This window comes from Gordonia sp. 34D, from assembly GCF_056682775.1.
The window spans coordinates 1,686,876-1,710,507 of record NZ_CM155293.1 but is presented as its reverse complement, the minus strand read 5'-3'; the positions used below and the strand labels follow the sequence as shown (position 1 = coordinate 1,710,507).

Here is a 23,632-nt window from a genome sequence, read left to right as displayed (position 1 = left end):
CTAGTCGAGTTTGAAGGTGCTCTTCACGTCCTGGGTGCGGATGTGCTCGAACCAGAACGACAGGAACGGGATGGTTCCGGCAATAGCGGTGGTGATGATCTTCGAGACGGGCCAGCGGACCTTGATAGCCAAGTCGACGGTGCAGATCAGGTAGATGAAGTAGATCCAGCCGTGGGCGATACCGACCCAACCGAAACCATCGACGTCAAAGCCGTACTTCGCGATCATTTCAGCGACCAGCAGCAATAGCCAGACGCCGGTGATCCAGGCGAGCAGGCGGTACCGGAACAGTGCAGTTTTGATCTGCGGGATGGTCGCGGTAACGGTGCCCTCGGGCTGTGCGTCGTTCGGCTTGGTGGTTTCGGTCACGTCGGGGTCCTTCATCACTTGCGCTTGGGGTTCTTATCGAGTTCAGCGAGGTATTGGTTGTACGCGGCGAGGTCCGAGTCGGGGGCGGCGTCGACGATCGCGGATACCGACGGATCGTTGGCCGTTGGACGCTCCGGCAGGATGCCCTCCGGGATCTCCGTCAACTCGCCGCGCCGTTCCACCTCGGGGTCGGCCTCCATCACCACAAACCGCCGGTAGGCGTACACGAAAGCGGCCGCGAATGCCGGCCACTGAAGGGCGTATCCGAGGTTCTGTCCGGTGCCGCCAGCTGACTCGTATCGACTCCACTGCCACCACGCGAGTGCCAAGCAGGTTATGGCCGCGACGGTAACGAGCGCGATCAACGCAGGGCGATGGCGTCGTTTGCCGGGCGACGTCGGGGAGTAGTTCACATAATCGACGGTACCCGGTCGCGTGGGACGAACCCACTTCGGCGACGGTCCTAAGCTGTGCCATCCGACACCACTCTGGTACAAATTAGCCAAGCCTAAACTTACTTAACGACGAGATGATGGGATTCGCATGGGCAAGGGACTGCAAGGGGCAATGCTGCGCGCCCTCGGGGCAAAGAATCATCCGGCGACGGTCGTGGGCGTCCGGTGGGTCACCGAGCACGTCGTTCGGATCGATTTCCAGTGCGACGAAATCCTCCACGCCGGCGGCGAAAAGCCGTCCGCGTGGATCCGCGCGTGGTTCCCGGACCTCGACGGCGGACCCAAATACCACCAACGCGGGTACACCCTGATCGACGCCGACCCGGCCGCAGGTACGTTCGGGATCTTTTTCCTCGTCCACGACCCCGTTGGACCAGCGTCGAAGTGGGCGCAGAGTGCGACCGTCGGCGATGAACTTCTGGTGACCAGGCTCGGTGGCAACGGCTACGACCTCGCAACCGGCGACGAAGCACCGCTCGGCTACCTCCTCCTGGGCGACGTGGCAGCCTGGCCGGCAATCTGCACTGTCGCCGAGAACGTGGCCGACGGGATTCCGGTCAAAATTGTCATCGAGTATCTCAACGACGACGACCGTGACCTGGCGATTCCCCATCGTTCCGGGCTCACGGTCGATTGGGTCCCTTCGACGCCGGATCGGCGTGCCTTGGCGCAAGCAATCGACCCGCACGACTACCGCGGCTGGCACACCTGGGTCACCGCGGAGTCAAAGGCGACGCGACTGGCGAAGAAGGTGCTCACACAGCATCACGAACAGAACAAGCGCACTCTGCACACGCAGGCCTATTGGATGGCGGGACGAGCGATGGGGAAGCAGGTCGACGGCTAACGCGAGTCGGCTACTTTTTCATCGCAAAAAGTTCGAGCGCAATATTGTCAGGGTCGCGGAACTCGAGTATCCAAGCGGTCCCGATGTCTTTGATTGGCTCGTGGGGAATGCCGCGCCCATCCAGTGTGACGACGGCATCGTCGAGCGCCGCCCGGTCGGCGACGTTCAACGATAGGTGGTCGAGGCCGACGCGATTCTCGCTGAAGCGGTCGTTTGCGGGGCTCCCCGCCGGGGCCGGTCGGAGTCCGAGGAGATTGTCGCCCACCTGGTACAGCACTCCGCCGAACAGGAACGACAGTTTCTCCCTGGTCGCCGCATCAGCGTCGGCCGGCACCTCGGCGTAGATGGGCAAGCCGAACACAGCGTCGTAGAAGGCACGCGAGCGGTGAATGTCGGTGACGGTGAGGCGGACGTGCGAGAGGCCAAGCGGGGTGAAAGGCATGCCCCGATTATGCTCCCGGTGACCAATTGTGACCCGAGCTTCGGAAGCGACGCGAACTGCGCAGCGAAGTCCGACGGGCAACTGCACGGTGATCTGTACCGAGAGGTTGAAACGAGAAGAGCCGCGACATTGCCTGGGCAATGTCGCGGCTCGTCACCGTGGTGCGCAAGAAGGGACTTGAACCCTCACGTCCGAAGACACTGGAACCTAAATCCAGCGCGTCTGCCAGTTCCGCCACTCGCGCGTGCACTGCCACTCTACCGGTACGCTCAGGCGGTGAATCGCTACCCTCTGGACTCGCCGGAATTCGTTGACGCGCTGGGCGCTGGCCTGCGTGCCGCAGGCTATTCCTCGGACGGGATTGACGCCTTGCTCGGCGACGACGCCAGTCGTGCGCTCGTATCCGGCGTGTGGTGGCCAGCCCTGCGTCAGACACGTCGGGCAGTTGCGGATCAGGCTCGGCTCGCGACGCTGATCCGACTGTTCCTGCTGGGGGCCACCGAGACCTCGGACGATGTGGCGGCGGCGCTACCCGAGGTCGACGTCGAGGCACTCCTAGACCAGCAGGTCATTGAGTCCACCGAGGGCGGTGTCCGTGCGGTGCTCGATATTCGGCCGCATGGCAGCGACTCGGGCGATTACCTCGTCGTTGCCGACCAGGATGCCTCGATGCGGCCGGGGCCGGTCGCGCACGACCACGTCCTCGGAATTGGAGGCGCTTCGATGTCGTTGGCGCAAGCGGTGATTCGCACTCCGTTCGGGTCGGCCCTCGATCTCGGAACCGGGTGTGGAGTGCAGGCGCTGCACATGTCGTCGCATTGCGACCGCATCGTCGCCACCGACACCAACGAGCGAGCTTTGGCGCTCGCCGCTGCCACCGCTCGCCTCAACGGGTTCGACTGGGACCTGCGGAACGGGAGCCTGTTTGATCCGGTGGCCGGTGACACCTTCGACCTCATCGTCTCCAACCCGCCCTTCGTGGTGGGTACCGGTGCGCAGGATTACATTTACCGCGACTCCGGCATGGTCGGCGACGACATCAGCCGCCAGCTCATCGAGCAGATCGGCGACCACCTAAACCCCGGCGGTATCGCTCAGATTCTCGCGAACTGGGTGGTGCGCGACGTCGACGCATGGGACGAACGCGTGCGGTCGTGGGTGGAGTCGACCGGTCTGGATGCATGGGTGGTGCAGCGTGAGCTGGCCGATCCGATCAGTTATGTGTCGCTGTGGGTTTCCGACGCCGGGGAGTCGGTCGTCGACGCCGCCGAGCGCGGTGCGCGTTGGCTCGACTGGTTTGAGGCAGAGGGCATCGTCGCGATCGGGATGGGGTCGATTATGTTCCGCAAGCCCATCGAGAGCCGCCCTGCCGATGTCGTTATCGAAGAGATCACGGCGGCCGGTCAGGAGGTGACCGGCTTCGAGGCCCAAGCGTTCTTTGCTCGCCGCGACTTTCTGCGCATCAACTCCGATGCCGACCTTCTCGCGGCGCGACTGTCGACGTCGCCGGTGTTCCTCGAAACTCAAGCCTTGCCGGGGGATGAGGGTTGGCAGCAAGTCGGTGCCGCTGTTACTCGCCCCGGCGGTCCGGGCGCGGTGTTGCCCGTCGACGAGGTTTTGACCTCGCTACTCGCTGGCTGTCGTGGGGTAGTGCCACTCGCCGCATTGATTTCCTTGCTTGCCGACTTCCACGGCGTCGCACCGGAGGCGCTCGCCGAAGCTGCGATGCCGTCGATCCGCGAGGCGATCGGCCGCGGAATTCTGTACCGCGCCGACTGACGCGGGCCCCGCTACTCGGTGGCCAACCGAATGCCGAAGCCGATTAGGACGCTGCCGGTCACCAGGTCAATGCGTCGACGGATTCGGGGCGCGGCCATCCAGGTACTGATCTGGTTAGCGGCAAGAACTAGCGCCGCGAAGTAGATGGCGGTGAGGGCAAGGAAGATGACGCCAAAGGCCAGCGTGGTCCAGGTCGCGGAGTAGCCCGACGGTACAAAGCCCGGCAGAAGCGTAATGAACATGACACCGATCTTCGGATTCAAGATGTCGGTCAGGAAGCCGGTGAGGAAACCTGCCGGGCGTGTCGCGCCGGTGTCCGCATTGGTGGCCTCGTCGGTGGCGTCGTTCCGGATTTTGCGGATGGACCGCAGTGTCTGGACACCGAGAAGCACGAGGTAGCAGGCTCCGACGACCTTGAGGATTTCGTAGCCGATCTCGCTCATCTGCAGAATCGCGGACAGGCCGAGTGCGGCGGCGACGATCCAAACGAGCAGTCCGCAGAGCACACCGAGTGAGGTCCGGATCCCGCCAGCCTTGCCGCCCTTGGCAATCCCGCGCATCACGACCAGCGAGTCAGGTCCCGGAAGGAGAACCAACAGCGCGGATGCGACGGTAAACGACGCGACAGACGACAACATTCGGCCATCGTAAGTGGTGCGACAGCATCGTCGAAATTCGTCCCTCGCACCCCAGTTTTCGCGTTCTCGCATGATGCGTCGATTCCCGCACTACGTCTGACATAGTGCGGGAATCGACGCATCATGCGAGAACGCGCCGGTGCCGGGGCCGGGGCCGGGGGTGGGGGTTGGGGGGCTAACGCCCGGTGGCGGAGTCGAGGGCGGCGGCGAGGTCGGCTTTCAGGTCTTCGACGTCCTCTAGGCCGACGGAGAAGCGCAAGTGGCCATAGGTGCGGAAACCTTCGGGGTAGGCAGCGACGCGGGGACCAGTGGTACCGACGTGCACAATCAGCGACTCGTCGTGTCCGACGGATACCGCCGAGGTGATGACCTTCAAGTCGTTGACGAAGCGGTTCTGCAGCGCGGGATCGCCCTTCAGCGCAAACGCCATGATGCCGCCGTAGCCACCCATGCCGCGCGAACCGTCGCCAAACTGGCGTTTGGCCAACTCGTGCTGTGGATGCGACTCCAGTCCCGGATAGGCGACGTACGCGATTCGGTCGTCAGCCTCCAAGAATCGAGCCAACTCCAACGCCGACTCCTGGTGCTGCCGCAAGCGTAGGGGGAGAGTCACCGAACCGCGCATAATCAGCCACGCATTGAACGGCGAAATCACGCCGCCGACGTCGACCATCGCCTCCGACCGGATCGGATCGACGAGCTTGGCGCTACCGATTACCGCGCCGCCCATCGCGTCGCCGTGACCGTTGATGTACTTCGTCAACGAATGCACGACGAGGCCCGCGCCGTCGTCGAGCGGGCGGTACAGGGGAGGAGGGGTAAATGTTGAGTCGACCATCAAGATGATGTTGTGCTCATCGGCGATCGCGGCCAGTGCCGCAATGTCGGCGACCTTCGTGGTCGGATTCGCAATCACCTCGGTGGCAATGAGTGCGGTGTTGGGACGAATAGCGGCGACCACCGCCTCGTGGTCGGTGATGTCGACGAACGTTGCCTCGATCCCATATTTGCGCGGCAGCAGGGACGTCCACAACTTGTAGGTCGCTTCGTAAGTGGTGTCAGAGACCACCACGTGATCGCCGACCGACACATGCCCGAAAAACACCGCGTGCAATCCGGCCACCCCGGATGCCAACGCCACCGCGTCCTCACCGTGCTCGAGGGCGCATAGTTTGTCCTGCAATGCGATCTGATTGATCCCGGTGTTTCGGGTGTACGTCAGGTGCTCGGGATTCGACCAGTCCATCGTCGACGGGTCCGGCGGCAGGTGATAGGAGTTCGCCATGATGATCGGCACTCGGATCGCCGCGCCTTCACCCTCGGCGTGATTCCCGCCGTGAACGCTCAACGTCCGTTCGCCGATCGATTCCGGCCTGAGCTTGTCCGGCCGGTTCATCTCGCTGCTCGCCATCTTTAAGGCCTCCGTTCCGGGACGATACCCACGCGTGTTGGACGGACGCGGCCAGCAGCATCGGCGCGCGATGCAACTTGTCGACGCCCAGCCGGGTTCGGATCTCCGCCCACACCCAGCACGCCGCGAACACTGCCACCGCTATGGCAACGGCCAGAGACGGCTTCCACGGGCGGTCGACGATCAACGTCGGGACGGCGAGCAAGCACAGCGCCTGCAACACGTAGGAGTCGAGACTGCGGGCACCGGTGGCTACCAGCGGCCGCAGCAGGTCGCGACGTAACCAGCGTAGGACGACCCGGAAGACGCCGTACACGCAGGTCACCACCAGGAATGCCAGCACGGCGCGAACGGGCCCGAGGTCGACCTTGTCGACCAGCAGCACCAAGTGCGGTCGGAGCGACGGCATCATCATCAGATCCTCGACGGTGATACCGACGATGAGGGTGACCATCAGCAACGGGGCGAGGAAGCGATCGATGCGTTCAGGGACGCGCCACGCATCCCATTTCCAGCCGATGACGAGCGCAGGAATGAACAGCACCTGCCAGGCCGCCCAATTCTGAATTGGCGGTCCGCCCGGAAATGACTGGATGGTTGTTGGGCCGGTCCCGTGGGTGCCGGTCGGCCAGATCATCGTCGCGGCGAACAGGACCAACGACGCACCGAGGACCAACGGCCACAGCCGTCGAGCCATGATCGGCAAAATCAGCGCAGCCAGACCCATCAGGATCAGATACAGCAGCAGAATGTTGCCGCCGCTGGGCAGGTACCGGAGCGTGAACGACCACTCGAGTTTGGTCCCCAAGTGATGGGCCCGGCGGCAAGATGGCGAGCCGACGAAATGTCCGGGCATCGACGAGGTATGACGCCGCCACCGCGGCCAGCGAAATCAGAAGCTGACACAGGTACAGGACAAACAGCCGCTTTCCGATCCGGCGATAGGCGTAGCCGAGTCCGAACCGACCGATCCACCGCTGGTAGACGATCCCAAGAACCAGCCCCGACAGCAGCACAAAGGCGCTCATGCCGTCGACATACGGAAAGAGATGAGTTGGCCGGGCGGCGATGGTGCCCGCCGAAAAATGCAGGCTGATCATGCTCCAGATGGCGACACCGCGAGTGGCGTCGACCGCGAGGTCGCGACCCCCCGACAGCGCCCCCGTTGGCCTCCGCGGAGCTAAACGAGAACGACGGCGCACCGAACCGAGGTCCGATGCGCCGTCGTAGGAGAGATGCGAAGGAATGATTGCCTTCTCACCTCCCGGGGCCTTACGTGTACAGGCTGGCGATTGCCTGCTGGTACGTCTCGTGAATCACGTTTCGCTTCAGCTTCAACGTCGGCGTCAGTTCACCAGTTTCAATCGTGAAGTCGGTATCGAGGATTTCATACTTCTTGATTGCCTCGGCCTTCGACACGGTCGCATTGGCACCCGCAATTGCCTCGTCGATCTCGGCCCGCAACTCCGCGTTGTTGAGCAACTCCGAAATTGGGGTGGAAGCAGGCAGCGAATGACGCTCCAACCAGCCCGGGACAGCTTCGGCGTCGATCGTGATGAGCGCGGCGATGAATGGCTTCTTGTCGCCGACAACCAGGCACTGGCTGACCATTGGGTGCGCACGGATGGTGTCTTCGAGCTGCGAAGGCGACACGTTCTTGCCGCCCGCCGTCACGATGATTTCCTTCTTGCGCCCGGTGATGAACAGGAATCCATCCTCAAGGCGACCTATGTCGCCCGTGTGGAACCATCCATCGCGGATGGAATCGACAGTCGCCGCTTCGTTCTGCCAGTACCCGCTAAAGATCATCGGGCCCTTGAGGAGAACCTCGCCGTCGTCGGCGATTCGGATGGTGACGCCGGGAACCGGCTGACCGACCGAGCCGATACGACTGTGCTGCTCGTTGTTCGCAGTGACGGCAGCAGTCGTCTCCGACAGGCCGTAGCCCTCGAAGATCGGGATGCCCGCGCCGCGGAAGAAATGGCCCAAGCGCGCACCGAGCGGTGCGCCACCGGAGATGGCGCCTTCGCAGTTGCCGCCGAGTGCCGCACGCAGCTTCGTGTAGACGAGCTTGTCGAACACGAAGTGCTTCAGCTTCAGGCCCAAACCGATGTTGCCGGACTCGATACCTTGGCTGTACGCGATGGACGTTTCGACCGCCTTCGCGAAGATCTTGCCCTTGCCGCCGTCGCTCGCGTTCTGTTCGGCAGTGTTGTAAACCTTTTCGAACACGCGCGGGACCGACAGGACATAGTTCGGCTTAAACACAGCCAGGTCGGGGATCAGGTTCGCGATGTCGTTGGTGTGTCCGAGGATCACGCCTGTCTCAATGCAACCGACGGCGACGACGCGCGCAAACACGTGTGCCAGCGGCAGGAACAGCAGCGTCGACTTGCCTTCCTCCAGGCCGTTGCCGACGGCGACTGCACTGGCGATGGTCTCGGCCAGGAAGTTCTCGTGCGTCAGGACCACACCCTTCGGGCGGCCGGTGGTGCCCGAGGTGTAAATCAGCGTTGCCGGGTCACTTGCTCGCGAATTGGCCTCGCGCTCGTCGAGAGCCGAATCCGGAACGTCCGCGCCGCGCTTGCGGAGCTCGTTTACCGCGCCATCTTCGATTGCCAGCGTCTCTTTGAGCGCCGGTGCGTTCGAAATCACTTCGGCGTGCGTCGCCGCGTTTGCCGGGGTTTCGACGATGAGCATCGTCGCGCCGGAATCGGTGAGGATCCACTCCACCTGATCAGGGGAGGAGGTCTCGTAGATCGCGACGGTGACAGCCCCCGCCCGCCAGATTGCGTAGTCGAACATCGTCCACTCGTAGCGCGTGGACGACAGGAGGCCAACGCGGTCGCCTGGATTGACTCCCGACGCGATTAGCCCCTTGGCCAGCGCATCGATCTCTTCGGCGAAGGTTGCGGCGGTGACGTTGACCCATTGACCGGATTCCGTGCGACGGCGCAATAGCGGCATCGTTGGACGGTTTTTCCGATAATTTTGAACCGCCGTGATGGTGGTGGCGTTCTCGTCGACGGACTTGACTGATGGAGTCGTGAACTCCTGCATGGTGCGGCCCCTTTAGATACGGATTCCCAGATTCGTCTAACTGCCCGGGCTATCGAAACCCTACCCCACGGTTCAGTGAGCAGCATCACAGGGCCTAAACGGGGTACTATCTACAGCCGATGACTATGAATGTTCGCCGATGAGCGAATCAGACAACAGCAGTTCCGCCGAGAATTCCGTCGACGTTCCGGGATTCGACGGTCTCGGAATCGATTCTCGAGTGCTCAAGGCGATTGATGGCCTGGGCTACGAATCGCCTTCGCCCATCCAGGCGGCCACGATTCCTCCCTTGATGGAAGGCCGCGACGTCGTCGGCCTGGCGCAGACCGGCACCGGTAAGACGGCCGCGTTTGCCATCCCGATCTTGACCAGGCTCAACACCAAAGCGCGAAAGCCTCAGGCACTCGTGCTGGCTCCGACTCGTGAGCTGGCACTGCAGGTCGCCGAAGCTTTTGGAAGCTACTCGGTGCACATGCCAGAGGTGAAGGTCCTGCCGATCTACGGTGGCCAGAGCTACGGAATTCAGCTCAACGGACTGCGTCGCGGTGCGCAGGTGATCGTGGGTACTCCGGGTCGCGTGATCGACCACCTCGACAAGGGCACCCTCGACCTGTCAGAACTGGAATACCTTGTCCTTGACGAGGCGGACGAGATGCTGACCATGGGCTTCGCCGAGGATGTCGAGCGGATTCTCGCCGACACCCCGGATGAAAAGCAGGTCGCACTGTTCTCGGCGACGATGCCTGCGGCGATTGGCCGTCTGGCACGTAAGTACCTGAATAACCCGCAAGAAGTCACCGTTAAGGCCAAGACGGCGACCGCGCAGAACATCACCCAGAAGTACCTGCAGGTTTCGCACCAGCGGAAGCTTGATGCGCTGACGCGCGTCCTTGAGGTTGAAGACTTCGACGGGATGATCGTTTTCGTCCGGACCAAGTCGGCCACCGAAGAGCTGGCCGAGAAGTTGCGTTCGCGCGGTCTCAGCGCGATGGCCATCAACGGCGACATGGTGCAGGCCCAGCGTGAGCGGACCATCAACCAGCTCAAGGACGGCTCGCTCGACATCCTCGTCGCTACCGACGTCGCCGCTCGTGGCCTCGATGTCGATCGCATCAGCCATGTCGTGAACTACGACATTCCCCACGACGTCGAGTCGTACGTTCACCGCATCGGCCGTACCGGTCGCGCTGGCCGCTCGGGAACCGCGCTGCTGTTTGTCTCACCGCGTGAGCGGCACCTCCTGCGATCGATCGAGCGTCATAACCGCCAGGACCTCACCGAGATCGACCTGCCGAGCGTCGACGACGTCAACGCCCAGCGCGTGGCCAAATTTGCCGATTCGATCACCTCGAACCTGGCGTCGGACAACCTGGACCTGTTCCGCGGCCTGGTGGAGAGCTACGCCCGGGAGAACGACGTCGCGATGGCCGATATTGCCGCGGCACTCGCACTCGAGACGCGCGATGGCGGCTTCCTAATGTCGCCCGATCCGCCAGCCGGCGCACGACGTGAACGCGATGACCATCGCGAGCGCGCACCGCGCGGAAGCAAGGGCGGACACTTTGCGACCTACCGAATTGCAGTTGGTCGCAAGCACAAGGTGTCGCCGGGAGCGATCGTTGGCGCGATTGCCAACGAAGGTGGCCTTTCACGAGGCGACTTCGGTAACATCAGCATCCGCGACGAGTTCAGCCTCGTCGAACTGCCCAACGATCTTGATGCAGGCACCCTCGCGATGCTCAAGCACACCAAGATCGGTCGCAATCCGATCGACTTGCGCCCCGACCTGGGCTCACCGCGCGGTCGTGGCGGGAGCAACCGGACCGACGAGCGTCGGAAGGGCGGCTACCGCAAGAGTGGTGGCGACAACTTCGGTAAGCGCTCCTCGCGCGTTGCCGGTCGCGGACGCGACGGTCGCTAGAAATCGCACAAGGAATGGCTCCCGATGCTTCGGTATCGGGAGCCGTTCTACTCTCTGGCGGCACTACCGCTCCGGGACGGCTGTTCCAAGTCGACGAGCGAGCCAAGCGTTGGCAGTTCGTTAACTGCCGAGTTCGGTGCGTGGTCAGATGATGTCGGGAAGTGCGGCGGCGGCGGTGGAAGGCAAATGTACGGTCGCCAGGTCGGTCAGTGCTGAACGGACGGGATTCACTTCAACGATGGGGGTTCCGGCGTCGGCCGCGAGCATCGGCAGCCCTGCCGCCGGATGAACGACACCGCTGGTTCCGATGATCACCAGCAGGGAGCAGCCTTCGATTGCGGCGGACGCGGCAGTCCATTCGTTCTCGGGCAGCACTTCGCCAAACCACACCACGTTCGGGCGCAGACTGCTTGAGCACTTGGGGCACGAGGGTCGCACGGCAGCGAGCGACAGGTCTGGCTCGCCGCGGTAGGGGCAGAATTCACAGCGCGGTCCGAGAAGGCTGCCGTGCAAATGTGCATCAACCATTGACCCGGCACGCTCGTGGAGGTCATCGACATTCTGGGTGACAATGCTGACCCGGCGGCCGTCGGCCCTCATCCGGCGCCCAAGTTCGGCGATCGCTTGATGGCCAGCATTCGGCTGCACGGTTCGGAGGCGGGTAGCGCGATCGCGGTACCAACCCCACACCAGGTCCGGGTCGCGGTGCCAGCCTTCGGGGGTGGCGAGGTCTTCGGGACGGTAGTTTTCCCAGAGCCCGGTGAGGCCATCGCGAAAGGTGGGGATGCCGCTCTCGGCGGACATCCCAGCACCCGAAAAGAAGCAGACATGCTCGGCGTCGCGAATCAGTTCTGCGGCGCGGGCGACGTCGGCGCGGCTCGGGCGGACTGTCACGGCTGCGACTCAACGGCCTCGCGAAGGCTCGCGGCCACCGTCTCGAGGTCGCGGGCGCGTCGGGTCAGGAAGCCCTTCACAAAACTAACCTTGTCACCAGTGTGGCGAGGAACCACATGCAGATGCGAATGAAAAACGCTCTGAAAGGCCGCACGACCATCGTTCATCGCGAGGTTGACCCCGTCGGCACCGATGGCCCCCGACCGCATCGCCGCAGCGATCCGCTGTCCTACGGCAAACACCTTGCCGCCAATGGCGGGGTCCAAGTCCGCTAATCCCGAGGAATGGCGACGGGGCACCACGAGGGTATGGCCGCTCGTGACGGGGGAGATGTCGAGGAACGCGACGACGTCGTCGTCGGAGTACACGATGTGGGCGGGACCGGTGCCCTCGACGATGGCGCAGAAGATGCAGTCGGACATGACTCAAGAGCCTAATACGCGACGCAACAAGAACGCCGGGTCACCTTTCGGTGACCCGGCGTTCCGGTTCTGGTTGCCGCTGGCCTACTGGTGGCCGGAGGTGCAAGCCCAGTCGTAGACGTAGCCGCCGCCCGAGTAGTACAGGGCGTTGGACTGCGCGGTGTACAGGTCCGCGGCCCACCCGTAACCCCAGTATGCGGAACCCTTGGCGATAGCGCCGCAGGCATTGCGCATCTGTACGACCACCTTGCAGTCGGTGTAGCCGCACCACGACAGTGCTGCGTTAGATGCACTCGAGTAGTCGGGGTAGTCGAGTGCGCGGCCGGTTGCGCCGGTGCTCGGCGACAGGGCGATCGCACCGTAATAGTTGGCGGCATTGGCCGGGGCCGGGGAAATCGCCGACGGGACCGTCAATGCGGCTCCGAGGCCCGCGCCCACCAGTGCAATGGTCGCGAGAGAGCGTCGAATTCGGTTAGCGCCGTTCTTGCTTGAACGAATCTTCATGGTCTTCTCTTCTCTGATGGGTGGCGACTTAGCCGACCGGGTTGCGGGTCGGTTCGCCGGACTTCGGTGCCTGCGACGGCTTCTGGCTCGGCGACTTAATGTCGGCCGGCTTCTTAACGGTCACGGTCTTGCCCCACTCGCTGAGGTTGATCGTGAGCGACGCACCTTCGGCGGGTTCCGAGGAAACCCGGGCGACGTTGTTTTTGCCGTCCTTCGTGATCCAGACGGTCACCGGGATTTCCGAGTCCAGGCCCTTGGCCTGCGGTGAGGTGCCGGTCAGGCCGGAGAGATCCTTGGCCTCGATGGTGCCGGTAATTTTGGTGGTGTCAGTACCGTCGATGTTTTCCGAACCGGCTTCCTTGGCGCCCTTGATGTTGCGCAAGATGAACGGAACACCTGATTCGGCGTCGAGAACCTTGGAGATGTCGTAGATCGAACGGCCTTCGCCATAGTCGAGGAAGCCCTTGTCGTCGACGTTGGCGTACATGTGGCCATCGACGAAGACGAACGGTGCGTCGACCTTCTTGTTGCCCATGTTGAGAACGGCGGTGCCCTCGCCGACGAGTTCGGGCTTGGTCGAGATATCGGCGGTCACTTCCGAGGCGTTGAGTCCCTGAAGCGAACCTTCGACGTTAATGACCAGATGGGCTCCGGTCAGGTTGGCCGTGGCATCGGCCGCGGCATTCAAGGTGCTGGTGGCACCGGAGTCGGATGCCGGGGTACCGGTGCTGCTGTCGTCGCTGCTGGAGCATCCCGTCAGGGCGACGGCGGCGGCGACGACAGCGGCTGCTGAGGCGATCGCGAATCGCTTTGAACGTTTCATGAAAAGGGTTCCTCCTGGTTGTCCTCGCTCCAGTGCTGCTTCGGGGTATGCCCGAAATTTACTGTCGCGTTTTCCCTGGTCGGAAACTTACCGTGGAATCCGAGATATGCGTGGAAATCGTCGATTAAGTAGATGACGAGCCCTCCGTGAAAACACTGTGACGACCCTCACGAAAAATTCTTTCACCGCTGGCTGGGGCTGTTACCTCCTGGTCTACCAGCGGGTATACCCGGGCGTCAGGGTAAACATGAGGGAAGCCTCACGTTTCTGTGTCAGAATTGGCTAGTTCCAGCGACGGTCTCGACCGACGCGACGCATCGACAGGAGAGCATGTGACCCTCGACCAGCACCGCACCGGCCAAAAGACAGACACGAACGATTCCGGCAGTTTGCTCGACAGCCTCGCGGCTGGCGAAAGCTACGCAATTTGCTTCGGCGGCCAGGGTGGCGCATGGTTGCCGACCCTCACCGAATTGGTGACCGACGCAGATCTCAGTCAGTCGATCGCGGCAATCGTCTCGCGCGCACAGGAGACGCTGGCTCCGGTTTCAGATGAGCTCGCCGCCGCAGGCAGCGACCGCTTCGCGCCGCTGGAGTGGATCCGCGCGTACGACGAAGACCTCGAAACCCCCAGTGAGGCCGCGCTCGCCGACGCGCTGGTATCGCTGCCCGGCATCCTGCTGACCCAGCTCGCCGCCGTCGCTAACCTCGGCAAGCAGGGGCTAGACACCACGGTTCTGCCGCCGAGCGCCGTGATCGGTCACTCGCAGGGCATCATCGCCTCCGAAGCTGTCGCCTGCGATGGTCAGTTCCCGACCGTTGCTGAAGCGGACCTCGTCGCCGTCGCCCAACTGATCGGCGCCGCCGCGACTGTCGTTGCCCGTCGCGGTGGCCTTCTCGGCACCCGTGACGCGTCACCCATGATCTCGGTCTCCGGTGCCAGTGTTGCGGCCGTCGCCGACCTGGTCGCCGAGTACAACGCCGCGCGCCCGGCAGACGCCACGGGCCTGCCGACCGTCGCGATCATCAACTCTCGCCGTAGCGTTGTCGTTTCCGGTTCGCCCCGTCACCTGGCTGGCTTCGCCGCTCTCGCCGAACTGCGTGCCGCAGCCGAGGCCGATGAGCGCAAGCGCAAGGTCACCGGCGGCAGCCCCTTCTCCCCGGTCATCGAAGACCTCAATGTCACCATCCCGTTCCACCACCCCGACTTGGCACCGGCCGTTGAACTCGCCGCCGACTGGGCGCAGCGTTGCGGACTCGACGTCGAGTTTGTTCGCCGCTACGCCTCAGCCACCCTCGTTGACCCGGTGAACTGGGTGGAGTACGTGGGTGACGTCGTCAGCTCGGGTGCCCGCTGGCTCATCGATCTCGGCCCCTCCGACCTGTCTTCCCGCTTGTCGGCCCCGACTCTCCGCGGCCAGGGCGTCGGCATGATTGCCGCTGCGACCCGTGGCGGTCAGCGCAACCTGTTCGTCCCCGGGTCGACACCTGACGTGCCGCGCCCGTGGTCGGTCTTCGCTCCTCGACTGGTTAGTCTGCCCAACGGTCGTACCGTGGTCGACACTGCCTTTACTCGTCTCACCGGCCGCTCGCCGATGTTGCTGGCAGGCATGACGCCGACCACCGTCGATCCCGCGATTGTCGCGGCTGCAGCCAATGCCGGCCACTGGGCCGAGTTGGCTGGCGGCGGTCAGGTCACCGAGGAAATCTTCGCCGACAATATCGCCCGACTGGAGGAACTCCTCGACGCTGGCCGCCAGGTGCAGTTCAACTCCCTGTTCCTGGATCCGTACCTGTGGAAACTGCAGCTCGGCGGCAAGAAGCTGGTGCAGAAGGCCCGCGCCAAGGGTGCGCCGTTCGATGGCGTCATCATCACCGCAGGCATCCCCGAACTCGATGAGGCCGTCGACCTGGTCCATGAATTCACCGAGGCCGGTCTGCACTACGTGGCCTTCAAGCCCGGCACGGTCGATCAGATCCGCCAGGTAGTGCGCATTGCCCTGCAGGTCCCGGACTTCCCGGTCATCGTGCAGGTTGAAGGCGGTCGCGCAGGCGGCCACCACTCGTGGGAAGACCTCGATGACCTGCTGCTGGCTACCTACGCCGAGCTGCGCGATCGCCCGAACGTCGTGCTGTGCGTTGGTGGCGGTATCGGCACTCCCGAGCGCGCCAGCGAATACCTGATCGGTGGATGGGCCACCAAGCACGGCTACCCACTCATGCCCCTTGACGGCATCCTGGTCGGCACCGCAGCCATGGCCACCCTCGAAGCGACCACGGCTCCCGAGGTAAAGCAGATGCTGGTCGACACCGAGGGCTGCGATACCTGGATTGGTGCCGGTCACGCCGAGGCGGGCATGGCCTCGGGCCGCAGCCAGCTGGGTGCCGACATCCACGAGATCGACAACACCGCATCCCGTACCGGTCGCCTCCTCGACGAGGTCGCGGGCGACGCGGAGGCTGTCGCTGAACGTCGCGACGAAATCATCGCCGCATTGGATGGCACCGCCAAGCCCTACTTCGGCGATGTCGCCACCATGACCTACCGTGCATGGCTTGATCGCTTCGCCGACCTGTCCGTCGGTGAGGAGCAGGCTCCGCTGCCGTGGGCCGACATCACCTGGGAGCAGCGTTTCGTCGAACTTCTGCGCCGCACTGAAGCCCGCATGAATGATCTCGACTCAGGTGATTTCACGTCCGCATTCGGCGTCGACTTCCCGAACCCGCACGCCACGATCGCCGAATTGGCGGAGCTCTATCCCGCCATCGAGGTCGACATCCTGCACCCGGCAGACGTCGCCTTCTTCCTCGACCAGTGCCGCACGCCCGGCAAGCCGGTCAACTTTGTCCCCGTCATCGACAAGGACGTTCGTCGTTGGTACCGCAGCGATTCGCTGTGGCAGGCGCATGACTCGCGCTACACCGCCGATCAGGTGTGCATTATTCCGGGCACCGTGGCCGTCGCGGGAATCACCGAGGTCGACGAACCGGTCGGCGATCTGCTGAATCGCTTCGAAGCCAAGGTCACTTCCGATCTGCGCGCCGCCGGCGAGCAGGCACAGGTGGTCGCTGCGCGTCGCAACCGCGACCTGGTGCCTTCCGCCGGACCGCTGAGCGTCCTCATTGAGGCCGAAGACGTGCTCTGGGCTGGCCGCCAGGTCCGCAATCCGATCGCACTGTTGGGTGATCGCGATGCCTGGAACATCTTCGACGGCGAGTACGCCGAGCATTCCAGCGGCGCGATGATCGCGTTCGTTCCGGAGGCCGAGACGGCCGACGACGAAATCCGGCTCGACCTGGTTGTTCCGGTTTCGGGATCGATCCTCCGCATTCCGTTCACCGGTGACCTCCGCGCCGTCGACGGCGGTAGCCCGCGGATCACGACTGCCGGTGCTGCCGATGCAATGCGTGAGCTCCTCACCGTCGCTGCTGGCGGTGCGCTCGCCGAGCCCGTCGAAGGTGTCGTGACCTCGACCGTTGCCTGGAAGGCCGACTCGGTCGCCGACCACAGCGGTGCCACCGCCGCCGGTCTGCCCGGTTCGCTGATCGCGACCACCCCCGCCTCGCCGAACGGTTTTGCCATTCCCGACACGCTCGTCGTGGCGTGCTGGCCCAGCGTCTTCAGCGTCATCGGTGCCGCTCGTACCGCCGATGGTTTGCCCGTCGTCGAGGGACTTCTGGACCTCGTCCACCTCGATCACGCTGTCGAATTGCTCGGCACCATCCCCGCCACCGACACCGAACTCACGGTGACGGCACGTCTGATGGGTGTTACCGACGCCGACGTGGGTCGCGTTGTCGACGTTGAGGTTCAGGTCAACTCGGCAGAGACCGCCATCGCTGTGCTCCGCGAACGCTTCGCTATCCGTGGCCGCACCGGCAGCGCCTCGCTGACCGATCCGAGCCGCGCCGGCGGTGCCGCTGCCAACGAGCACGCCGGAACTCGTAAGTTCCTGCGCGCCGCCACCATCACCGCGCCCGCACGGATGAACGGCTTCGCCGTTGTCTCCGGCGACCGCAACCCCATTCACACCGACGCGATGGCCGCCCGTCTCGCTGGCCTCGGCGACCCGATCGTCCACGGCATGTGGCTCTCAGCCGCCGCCCAGCAGATCGTCGCTGCCGCAGACGCGGAGAACCCGGTGCCCGCACCGCGTGCCATCATCGGCTGGACCGCTCGATACCTCGGCATGGTGCGCCTCGGCGACACCGTCGACATTCGCATCGATCGCGTTGGTATGGATAACGGTCGTGAGACCGTCGAACTGACCGCCAAGGTCGATGGCGAACTGGTCATGGCTGCAACGGCATTGCTTGCCGCACCGCGGACCGTGTACGCGTTCCCAGGTCAGGGTATCCAGCACAAGGGGATGGGCCTGGAGGCCAGGTCGCGTTCAGCGGCCGCCCGCGAGATCTGGGACCGCGCTGACAAGCACACCCGTGAGGCTCTCGGCTTCTCGATTCTGGCTGTCGTGCGCGACAACCCGACCACGCTGATCGCCGACGGCGTCACCTATCACCACCCGGACGGGGTGCTGTTCCTGACACAGTTCACCCAGGTCGCGATGGCGACGCTCGGCGTCGCGCAGGTCGCCGAACTTCGCGAATCCGGTTCGTTTGTTGAAGACTCCATCACCTGTGGCCACTCGGTCGGTGAGTACAACGCCCTCGCTGCTTGCGCTGGAGTGCTGCCATTGGAAGCCGTCCTCGAGGTCGTCTTCCAGCGCGGTTCGGCCATGCACCACCTGGTCCCGCGTGACAGCAACGGACGCTCCGACTACCGCCTGGCCGCAATCCGGCCGAGTCAGTTCGGACTCAAAGACGCCGACGTCGAGGATTTCGTCGGCGGGATTATGGCCGAGTCGGGCGAGTTCCTGGAGGTCGTCAACCTGAACCTCCTCGGCTCGCAGTACGCCATCGCAGGCACCGTCCGCGGCCTTGAACTCCTCGAAGCCGAGATCGTCGAACGCGTCGCCGCATTTGGTGGCAAGCGCGCCTTCATCGTGATCCCGGGCATCGACGTGCCGTTCCACTCCACCGTTCTGCGTGCAGGCGTGCCGGAGTTCCGCGGCAAGCTCGAAGACCTGTTGCCCGCCGATATCGACCCCGAAATTTTGGTCGGCCGCTACATTCCCAACCTGGTCCCGCGCCTGTTCAATCTCAGCCGTGACTTCGTCGCCGAGATCGCCGGCCTCGTGCCCTCCGATCCGCTCGACGCGGTTCTGGCCGAATGGGACGCCTGGGCGGCACGACCGTCCGAGCTGACCCGCGTTCTCCTCATCGAGCTCTTGGCCTGGCAGTTCGCCAGCCCGGTCCGCTGGATCGAGACGCAGGACCTGCTGTTCACGCCGGTCGCCGACGGCGGTTTGGGCATGGACCGGTTCGTGGAAGTGGGTGTCAAGAACGCGCCGACCCTGTGCGGTCTGGCTCGCAACACACTGAAACTGCCCAACTACGAGGCGGCCGCAGCCGAGGTGCTGAACGTCGAGTCCGATGCCGCGGTGCTGCGCGCAGAAGACTCCGCACCCGAGCCGGTCGAGGATGACGTCGTCGAGGAAGCGCCCGCAGCAGCCGATCAGGCCGCAGCCCAGGCAGCCCCCGTCGCCGCCGCCCCGGCCCCGGCAGCGGCCGCCGGCCCACGCCCGGATGACATCGCCTTCGGCCCGGCCGACGCGGTCCGCGCAGTCATCTCCCTGTGGACCAAGATGACGCCCGCGCAGATCGGCCCCGCCGACACCATCGAGTCGCTGTGCGACGGCGTGTCCTCACGCCGCAACCAGCTGTTGCTCGACGTCGGTACCGAACTCGGATTGGGTGCCATCGACGGTGCAGCCGAAGCTGACATGGGTGCCCTCGCCGGAACCGTCAACACGCTGGCACGCGGCTACAAGCCCTTCGGCGAGGTGCTCACCGACGCCGTCAGCGACCAGATTCGCAAGGTCGTCGGACCAATCGGCAAGCGCGCTTCGTACATCACCGATCGCGTCACCGACGCGTGGCAACTCGGTGACGGCTGGGCCAAGCACACGCTGGTCGCGGTGGCCCTCGGGTCCCGCGAAGGCGTCAGCGTTCGCGGCGGTGACCTCGGTGACCTCCTCGACGGTGGCGTTGGCTCGGCAGCCGATTTCGATGCTTTGATTGACCGCGCTGTCCGCAGCGTCGGTGGAGCCCGCGGTATCGCCGTGGAACTGCCCGCTGCCGCCTCGGCGGCCGGCGGCACTGTCGATGCTGCCGCGCTCGGCGAATTCACCGACCAGATCACCGGCCCCGATGGTGTGTTGGCGCAGGCCGCGCACACCATCCTCGGCAAGCTCGGCCTCACCGACATCGTCGACGCCTCCGGCGTGGACGAGGACCCGAACGCCGCCCTGGCGGACCTGGTCAGCAGTGAACTCGGCTCGGACTGGCAGCGGACCGTAGCACCGGCCTTCGACGAGGAACGCGCAGTGCTGCTCGACGACCGGTGGGCCAGCGCCCGCGAAGACTTGGCACGGCTGTGGCTCGAGGCGGAAGACGACGTTCACGCACGCCACGAGGAACTGTCCACGATGATGGCCGGTGCGGGAGAGCAAGTTGCTGAGCACGCCACCTGGTGGCAGGGCAAGGCACTCGCGCTCGGGATGCACCAGCACGCAGGTGTCTACGCGGCGATCGCGCACTCGGCGCAGCAGCCCGAGCCCGGCGAGTTCGCCGACGACATCGCTGTCGTCACCGGTGCCTCCAAGGGCTCGATCGCCGCATCGGTGGTCGGTCGACTGCTGGCTGGCGGTGCGACCGTCGTCGCGACCACGTCGCGTCTGAATGACGACCGCCTCGCGTTCTACAAGGAGCTTTACCGCACGCACGCTCGGCATGACGCCGCACTCTGGGTGATCCCGGCCAACCTCGCCTCCTACGGCGACGTTGACGGCATCGTCGACTGGCTCGGTAGCGAGCAGACCGAAAACCTCGGTGCCAGCACCGCGGTGGTGAAGCCGGTCATGCGGCCGACCATCCTCTTCCCGTTCGCTGCACCCCGCGTCGCCGGTGACCTCACCGACGCCGGTTCGCGCGCTGAACTGGAAATGAAGGTGCTGCTGTGGTCGGTGGAGCGGTTGATCGCCGGTCTTTCAGGTATCGGTGCCGATCACGACATTGCCGCCCGCCTGCACGTGGTGCTGCCCGGTTCGCCGAACCGCGGCATGTTCGGCGGCGACGGTGCCTACGGCGAAGCGAAGGCCGCGCTCGACGCCCTCGTCACCCGCTGGGGTGCCGAGGAGTCGTGGAACCAGCGCACCACCCTCGCCCACGCACTCATCGGATGGGTGCGCGGTACCGGTCTCATGGGCCACAACGACGGTCTCGTCGACGCGGTTGAGGCTGCAGGCGTCAAGACGTGGAGCACCCCCGAGATGGCCGAGGCACTGGTCAACCTCTGCTCTAACGACGCTCGAGCCGCTGCGGTGAGTGAACCGTTGATTGCTGACCTGACGGCAGGGCTGGACCCGGAGACCATCGACCTGCGTGCGCTGGCTGCCGAGGCGGCCGCTGCTGCGGAAGCCTTGGAGGTTGTCGAAGAGGCCGAGGAGATTCTCGAGGCCGCAGACGGCGTCACCGTCGCCGCGCTGCCTGCCCCGGCCCGCGCCGATGTTGCCCTCGCACACGCATGGCCCGAGCTGGATTCGCGTCCCGAAGACCTCGTTGTCATCGTCGGTGCGGGTGAGGTGGGCCCCTACGGTTCATCGCGCACCCGCTTCGAGATGGAGGTCGACGAGAAGCTTTCGGCCGCAGGTGTGCTGGAGCTCGCATGGAGCATCGGCCTGATCACTTGGGAAGAGACGCCCAAGGCAGGCTGGTACGACGTTGAGTCCGGTGACCCCGTCGCCGAATCGGAGATCGCCGACCGCTACCACGACACCGTCGTCGAACGCTGCGGCATCCGCCGCTATGCCGACGAGGGCGCCATGGTTGAGGCCACGTCGCCGCTGCTGGAGTCGGTGTTCCTGGACAAGGACCTCACCTTCACCGTGCCGAACGAGGCCGCCGCCCGCGAGTTCATCTCGTCGGACCCGGACCGCACCCGGATCGCACCGAACGCCGAAACCGGCGATTGGACGGTCACCCGTCTGGCGGGCACCGAGATCCGCGTCCCGCGCCGCTTTAGCCTCTCGCGCACCGTCGGTGGCCAGATTCCGACCGGCTTCGACCCCGTCCGCTGGGGTGTCTCGCCCGACATGGCCGAGTCCGTCGACCGCGTCGCGCTCTGGAACCTGGTCGCCACCGTTGACGCCTTCGTCACCGCCGGCTTCTCGCCGTCGGAGCTTATGCGCTGGGTGCACCCCGGTCTGGTTGCCAACACGCAGGGCACCGGCATGGGTGGCATGACGTCCATGCGGTCCCTGTACGTCGACACGCTGCTCGGCGAGTCGAAGGCCAACGACATCCTGCAGGAAGCCCTGCCGAATGTGGTTGCCGCGCACGTCGTGCAGTCGTACATCGGTAGCTACGGCGCCATGATTCACCCGGTCGCCGCTTGCGCAACCGCCGCCGTTTCGGTGGAGGAGGGCGTCGACAAGATCCGTCTCGGCAAGGCACTGTTCGCAGTGGCTGGCGGCTTCGACGACCTCGGCATCGAAGGCATCGTCGGCTTCGGCGACATGTCGGCCACTGCCGACTCGGCGAAGATGACGGCCAAGGGGATCGACGACCGTCGCTTCTCCCGCGCCAACGATCGTCGTCGTGGTGGCTTCGTCGAATCGGCCGGTGGCGGCACCGTGCTGCTGGCTCGCGGCGATGTCGCCGCGGAACTGGGCTTGCCCGTTCTCGGCGTGGTCGCATGGGCCCAGAGCTTCGGCGACGGCGTCCACACGTCCATCCCGGCACCGGGTCTGGGTGCCCTGGGCGCGGCTCGCGGTCAGAAGGCATCGCCGCTGGCTACCTCGCTGTCGGCGCTGGGTGTGAGCCCCGACGACGTCGCCGTGGTTTCCAAGCACGACACTTCGACGCGCGCCAACGACCCGAACGAGTCGGAACTGCACGAGCGTCTTGCTGAGGCGATTGGACGCAACACGGGTGCCCCGTTGTTCGTTGTCTCGCAGAAGTCGTTGACCGGTCACGCTAAGGGTGGTGCCGCTGCCTTCCAGCTGATTGGCCTGTGCCAGGTGCTCCGCGATGGCGTGATTCCGCCGAACCGCAGCCTCGATTGTGTCGATGAGAAGATGCGCGAGTACCCGCACCTGGTGTGGCCGCGTGAAACCCTGCGGATGGGGGAGCGGTTCCCGCTCAAGGCCGGTCTGCTGACGTCGCTGGGCTTCGGTCACGTGTCGGGTCTCATCGCCGTGGTCCACCCGGAGGCGTTCATCGCAACGCTCAGCGAGTCCGAGCGTGAGATCTACCGTGAGCGCAGCGCGACGCGTCTGCGTGATGGCCGCCAGCGTCTGCTGGAGGCCATGTGCGGTGGCGACGCCGTGTACCAGCGTCCGGCAGATCGTCGTCTGGGTGACGGCGACGAGCACGATGTCGAGGCTGGTCTGCTGCTGGATCCGAACAGCCGCTTGGGTGTCAACGGTGAGTATCGGGCGAACGGTTGCGCTCTGTGAGCGTTGTCGGAGTCGGGATTGATTTGGTGTCGGTGACTGAGTTCGCCGAGCAGCTCCGCACCCCGGGCTCGACGTTTGGCGCGCACTTCAGTGTGGGCGAGCGTCGGGACTCGGCGGAGCGGACCGGCGATGAGGCCAGGCACCTTGCGGCCCGCTGGGCGGCCCGTGAAGCGGTGATTAAGGCATGGTCGTCGAGCCGGTTCGGTTTGGCGCCGCTACTGCCGGAGACGGCCGTTCACGACGTCGAAGTCCAGACCGACGCACACGGTCGGCCACGGATTAGGCTGCACGGCGACATAGCCCAGGCCTTGTCCGGCCTGGACATCCATGTCTCCCTCACCCACGACGGCGACATGGCCGCGGCCGTCGCCATCCTCGAGGACCGAAACTAGGTCCGCCCAAGTTCCCCTTTTCTGTCACGATTCGACCAGACCGTCACCGATCACTGCGATCGGTGACGGTCTGGTCGACGTTCGACGACGCTTTGTG

Annotated in this window: 16 protein-coding genes, 1 tRNA gene and 1 pseudogene; 5 read left to right on the top strand and 13 right to left on the bottom strand. The window is 64.7% G+C overall.

Going from position 1 to position 23,632, the window contains the following annotated elements:
- Positions 1-369: a DUF3817 domain-containing protein gene (locus AC1L34_RS07920; protein WP_424296104.1), complete on the bottom strand. Its 369-nt coding sequence runs from the start codon at positions 367-369 to the stop codon at positions 1-3.
- 14 nt (positions 370-383) lie between these two features.
- Positions 384-782, bottom strand: coding sequence for a transcriptional regulator (locus AC1L34_RS07915; protein WP_424296105.1), 399 nt, complete (start codon positions 780-782; stop codon positions 384-386).
- 130 nt (positions 783-912) lie between these two features.
- On the opposite strand from AC1L34_RS07915, the gene AC1L34_RS07910 reads away from it, so the two are divergent.
- Positions 913-1,671 (top strand): siderophore-interacting protein, encoded by a 759-nt coding sequence (locus AC1L34_RS07910; protein ID WP_424322224.1) that lies wholly within the window; start codon positions 913-915, stop codon positions 1,669-1,671.
- 10 nt (positions 1,672-1,681) lie between these two features.
- On the opposite strand, the gene AC1L34_RS07905 is transcribed toward AC1L34_RS07910, so the two are convergent.
- Both AC1L34_RS07905 and AC1L34_RS07900 read right to left on the bottom strand, forming a co-directional pair.
- Entirely contained in the window at positions 1,682-2,113 is a 432-nt protein-coding gene (locus AC1L34_RS07905) for a VOC family protein (RefSeq protein WP_424296108.1), read from the bottom strand.
- 159 nt (positions 2,114-2,272) lie between these two features.
- Positions 2,273-2,357: transfer RNA gene (locus AC1L34_RS07900), tRNA-Leu, on the bottom strand.
- A 32-nt stretch (positions 2,358-2,389) separates the two neighbouring features.
- On the opposite strand from AC1L34_RS07900, the gene AC1L34_RS07895 reads away from it, so the two are divergent.
- Positions 2,390-3,892, top strand: a complete 1,503-nt coding sequence (locus AC1L34_RS07895) for a DUF7782 domain-containing protein (RefSeq protein WP_424293810.1) — start codon at positions 2,390-2,392, stop codon at positions 3,890-3,892.
- Between the two features lie 11 nt (positions 3,893-3,903).
- On the opposite strand, the gene AC1L34_RS07890 is transcribed toward AC1L34_RS07895, so the two are convergent.
- The 5 genes and pseudogenes from AC1L34_RS07890 to AC1L34_RS07870 form a co-directional block, all read right to left on the bottom strand.
- A complete protein-coding gene (locus tag AC1L34_RS07890) occupies positions 3,904-4,530 on the bottom strand; it encodes a LysE family translocator (RefSeq protein WP_424293809.1) in 627 nt (208 codons plus the stop codon).
- A gap of 175 nt (positions 4,531-4,705) precedes the next feature.
- Positions 4,706-5,926 (bottom strand): trans-sulfuration enzyme family protein, encoded by a 1,221-nt coding sequence (locus AC1L34_RS07885; protein ID WP_424323273.1) that lies wholly within the window; start codon positions 5,924-5,926, stop codon positions 4,706-4,708.
- Positions 5,844-6,797: an OpgC domain-containing protein gene (gene opgC / locus AC1L34_RS07880; RefSeq protein ID WP_424323270.1), complete on the bottom strand. Its 954-nt coding sequence runs from the start codon at positions 6,795-6,797 to the stop codon at positions 5,844-5,846. The genes AC1L34_RS07885 and opgC (AC1L34_RS07880) overlap by 83 nt, the downstream gene beginning before the upstream one ends.
- 49 nt (positions 6,798-6,846) lie before the next feature.
- Positions 6,847-7,041: pseudogene (gene opgC, locus AC1L34_RS07875) on the bottom strand (OpgC domain-containing protein); the annotation flags it as partial.
- Positions 7,042-7,213: 172 nt separating this feature from the next.
- Positions 7,214-9,001: an AMP-dependent synthetase/ligase gene (locus tag AC1L34_RS07870; protein ID WP_424323269.1), complete on the bottom strand. Its 1,788-nt coding sequence runs from the start codon at positions 8,999-9,001 to the stop codon at positions 7,214-7,216.
- A gap of 139 nt (positions 9,002-9,140) precedes the next feature.
- On the opposite strand from AC1L34_RS07870, the gene AC1L34_RS07865 reads away from it, so the two are divergent.
- On the top strand, positions 9,141-10,922 hold the full coding sequence (locus AC1L34_RS07865) for a DEAD/DEAH box helicase (RefSeq protein WP_424295301.1): 1,782 nt from the start codon (positions 9,141-9,143) through the stop codon (positions 10,920-10,922).
- A gap of 144 nt (positions 10,923-11,066) precedes the next feature.
- Here the strand turns inward: AC1L34_RS07865 and AC1L34_RS07860 are convergent, their stop codons facing one another.
- From AC1L34_RS07860 to AC1L34_RS07845, 4 genes are all read right to left on the bottom strand, one after another.
- On the bottom strand, positions 11,067-11,816 hold the full coding sequence (locus AC1L34_RS07860) for an SIR2 family NAD-dependent protein deacylase (protein ID WP_424295303.1): 750 nt from the start codon (positions 11,814-11,816) through the stop codon (positions 11,067-11,069).
- Positions 11,813-12,238: an HIT family protein gene (locus AC1L34_RS07855; protein ID WP_424295305.1), complete on the bottom strand. Its 426-nt coding sequence runs from the start codon at positions 12,236-12,238 to the stop codon at positions 11,813-11,815. Before AC1L34_RS07855 ends, AC1L34_RS07860 begins: the two co-directional genes overlap by 4 nt.
- Positions 12,239-12,322: 84 nt before the next feature.
- Complete coding sequence (locus AC1L34_RS07850) at positions 12,323-12,742, bottom strand: DUF4189 domain-containing protein (RefSeq protein WP_424293707.1); 420 nt, start codon at positions 12,740-12,742, stop codon at positions 12,323-12,325.
- Between the two features lie 28 nt (positions 12,743-12,770).
- On the bottom strand, positions 12,771-13,565 hold the full coding sequence (locus tag AC1L34_RS07845; RefSeq protein ID WP_424323268.1) for an LppX_LprAFG lipoprotein: 795 nt from the start codon (positions 13,563-13,565) through the stop codon (positions 12,771-12,773).
- 332 nt (positions 13,566-13,897) lie between these two features.
- Between AC1L34_RS07845 and AC1L34_RS07840 the strand changes: the two genes are divergently transcribed.
- Both AC1L34_RS07840 and acpS read left to right on the top strand, forming a co-directional pair.
- Complete coding sequence (locus tag AC1L34_RS07840) at positions 13,898-23,143, top strand: fatty acid synthase subunit beta domain-containing protein (protein ID WP_424323272.1); 9,246 nt, start codon at positions 13,898-13,900, stop codon at positions 23,141-23,143.
- On the top strand, positions 23,140-23,535 hold the full coding sequence (acpS, locus tag AC1L34_RS07835; RefSeq protein ID WP_424295117.1) for a holo-ACP synthase AcpS: 396 nt from the start codon (positions 23,140-23,142) through the stop codon (positions 23,533-23,535). Before AC1L34_RS07840 ends, acpS begins: the two co-directional genes overlap by 4 nt.
- Positions 23,536-23,632 lie beyond the last annotated feature (97 nt).

Bases quoted from the DNA above. Each gene is read 5' to 3' on its own strand.
- AC1L34_RS07910 (WP_424322224.1), top strand. From the start codon at position 913: ATGGGCAAGGGACTGCAAGGGGCAATGCTGCGCGCCCTCGGGGCAAAG.
- AC1L34_RS07870 (WP_424323269.1), bottom strand. From the start codon at position 9,001: ATGCAGGAGTTCACGACTCCATCAGTCAAGTCCGTCGACGAGAACGCC.
- opgC (WP_424323270.1), bottom strand. From the start codon at position 6,797: ATGCCCGGACATTTCGTCGGCTCGCCATCTTGCCGCCGGGCCCATCAC.
- AC1L34_RS07890 (WP_424293809.1), bottom strand. From the start codon at position 4,530: ATGTTGTCGTCTGTCGCGTCGTTTACCGTCGCATCCGCGCTGTTGGTT.
- AC1L34_RS07905 (WP_424296108.1), bottom strand. From the start codon at position 2,113: ATGCCTTTCACCCCGCTTGGCCTCTCGCACGTCCGCCTCACCGTCACC.
- AC1L34_RS07855 (WP_424295305.1), bottom strand. From the start codon at position 12,238: ATGTCCGACTGCATCTTCTGCGCCATCGTCGAGGGCACCGGTCCCGCC.
- AC1L34_RS07865 (WP_424295301.1), top strand. From the start codon at position 9,141: ATGAGCGAATCAGACAACAGCAGTTCCGCCGAGAATTCCGTCGACGTT.
- AC1L34_RS07845 (WP_424323268.1), bottom strand. From the start codon at position 13,565: ATGAAACGTTCAAAGCGATTCGCGATCGCCTCAGCAGCCGCTGTCGTC.
- AC1L34_RS07885 (WP_424323273.1), bottom strand. From the start codon at position 5,926: ATGAACCGGCCGGACAAGCTCAGGCCGGAATCGATCGGCGAACGGACG.
- AC1L34_RS07850 (WP_424293707.1), bottom strand. From the start codon at position 12,742: ATGAAGATTCGTTCAAGCAAGAACGGCGCTAACCGAATTCGACGCTCT.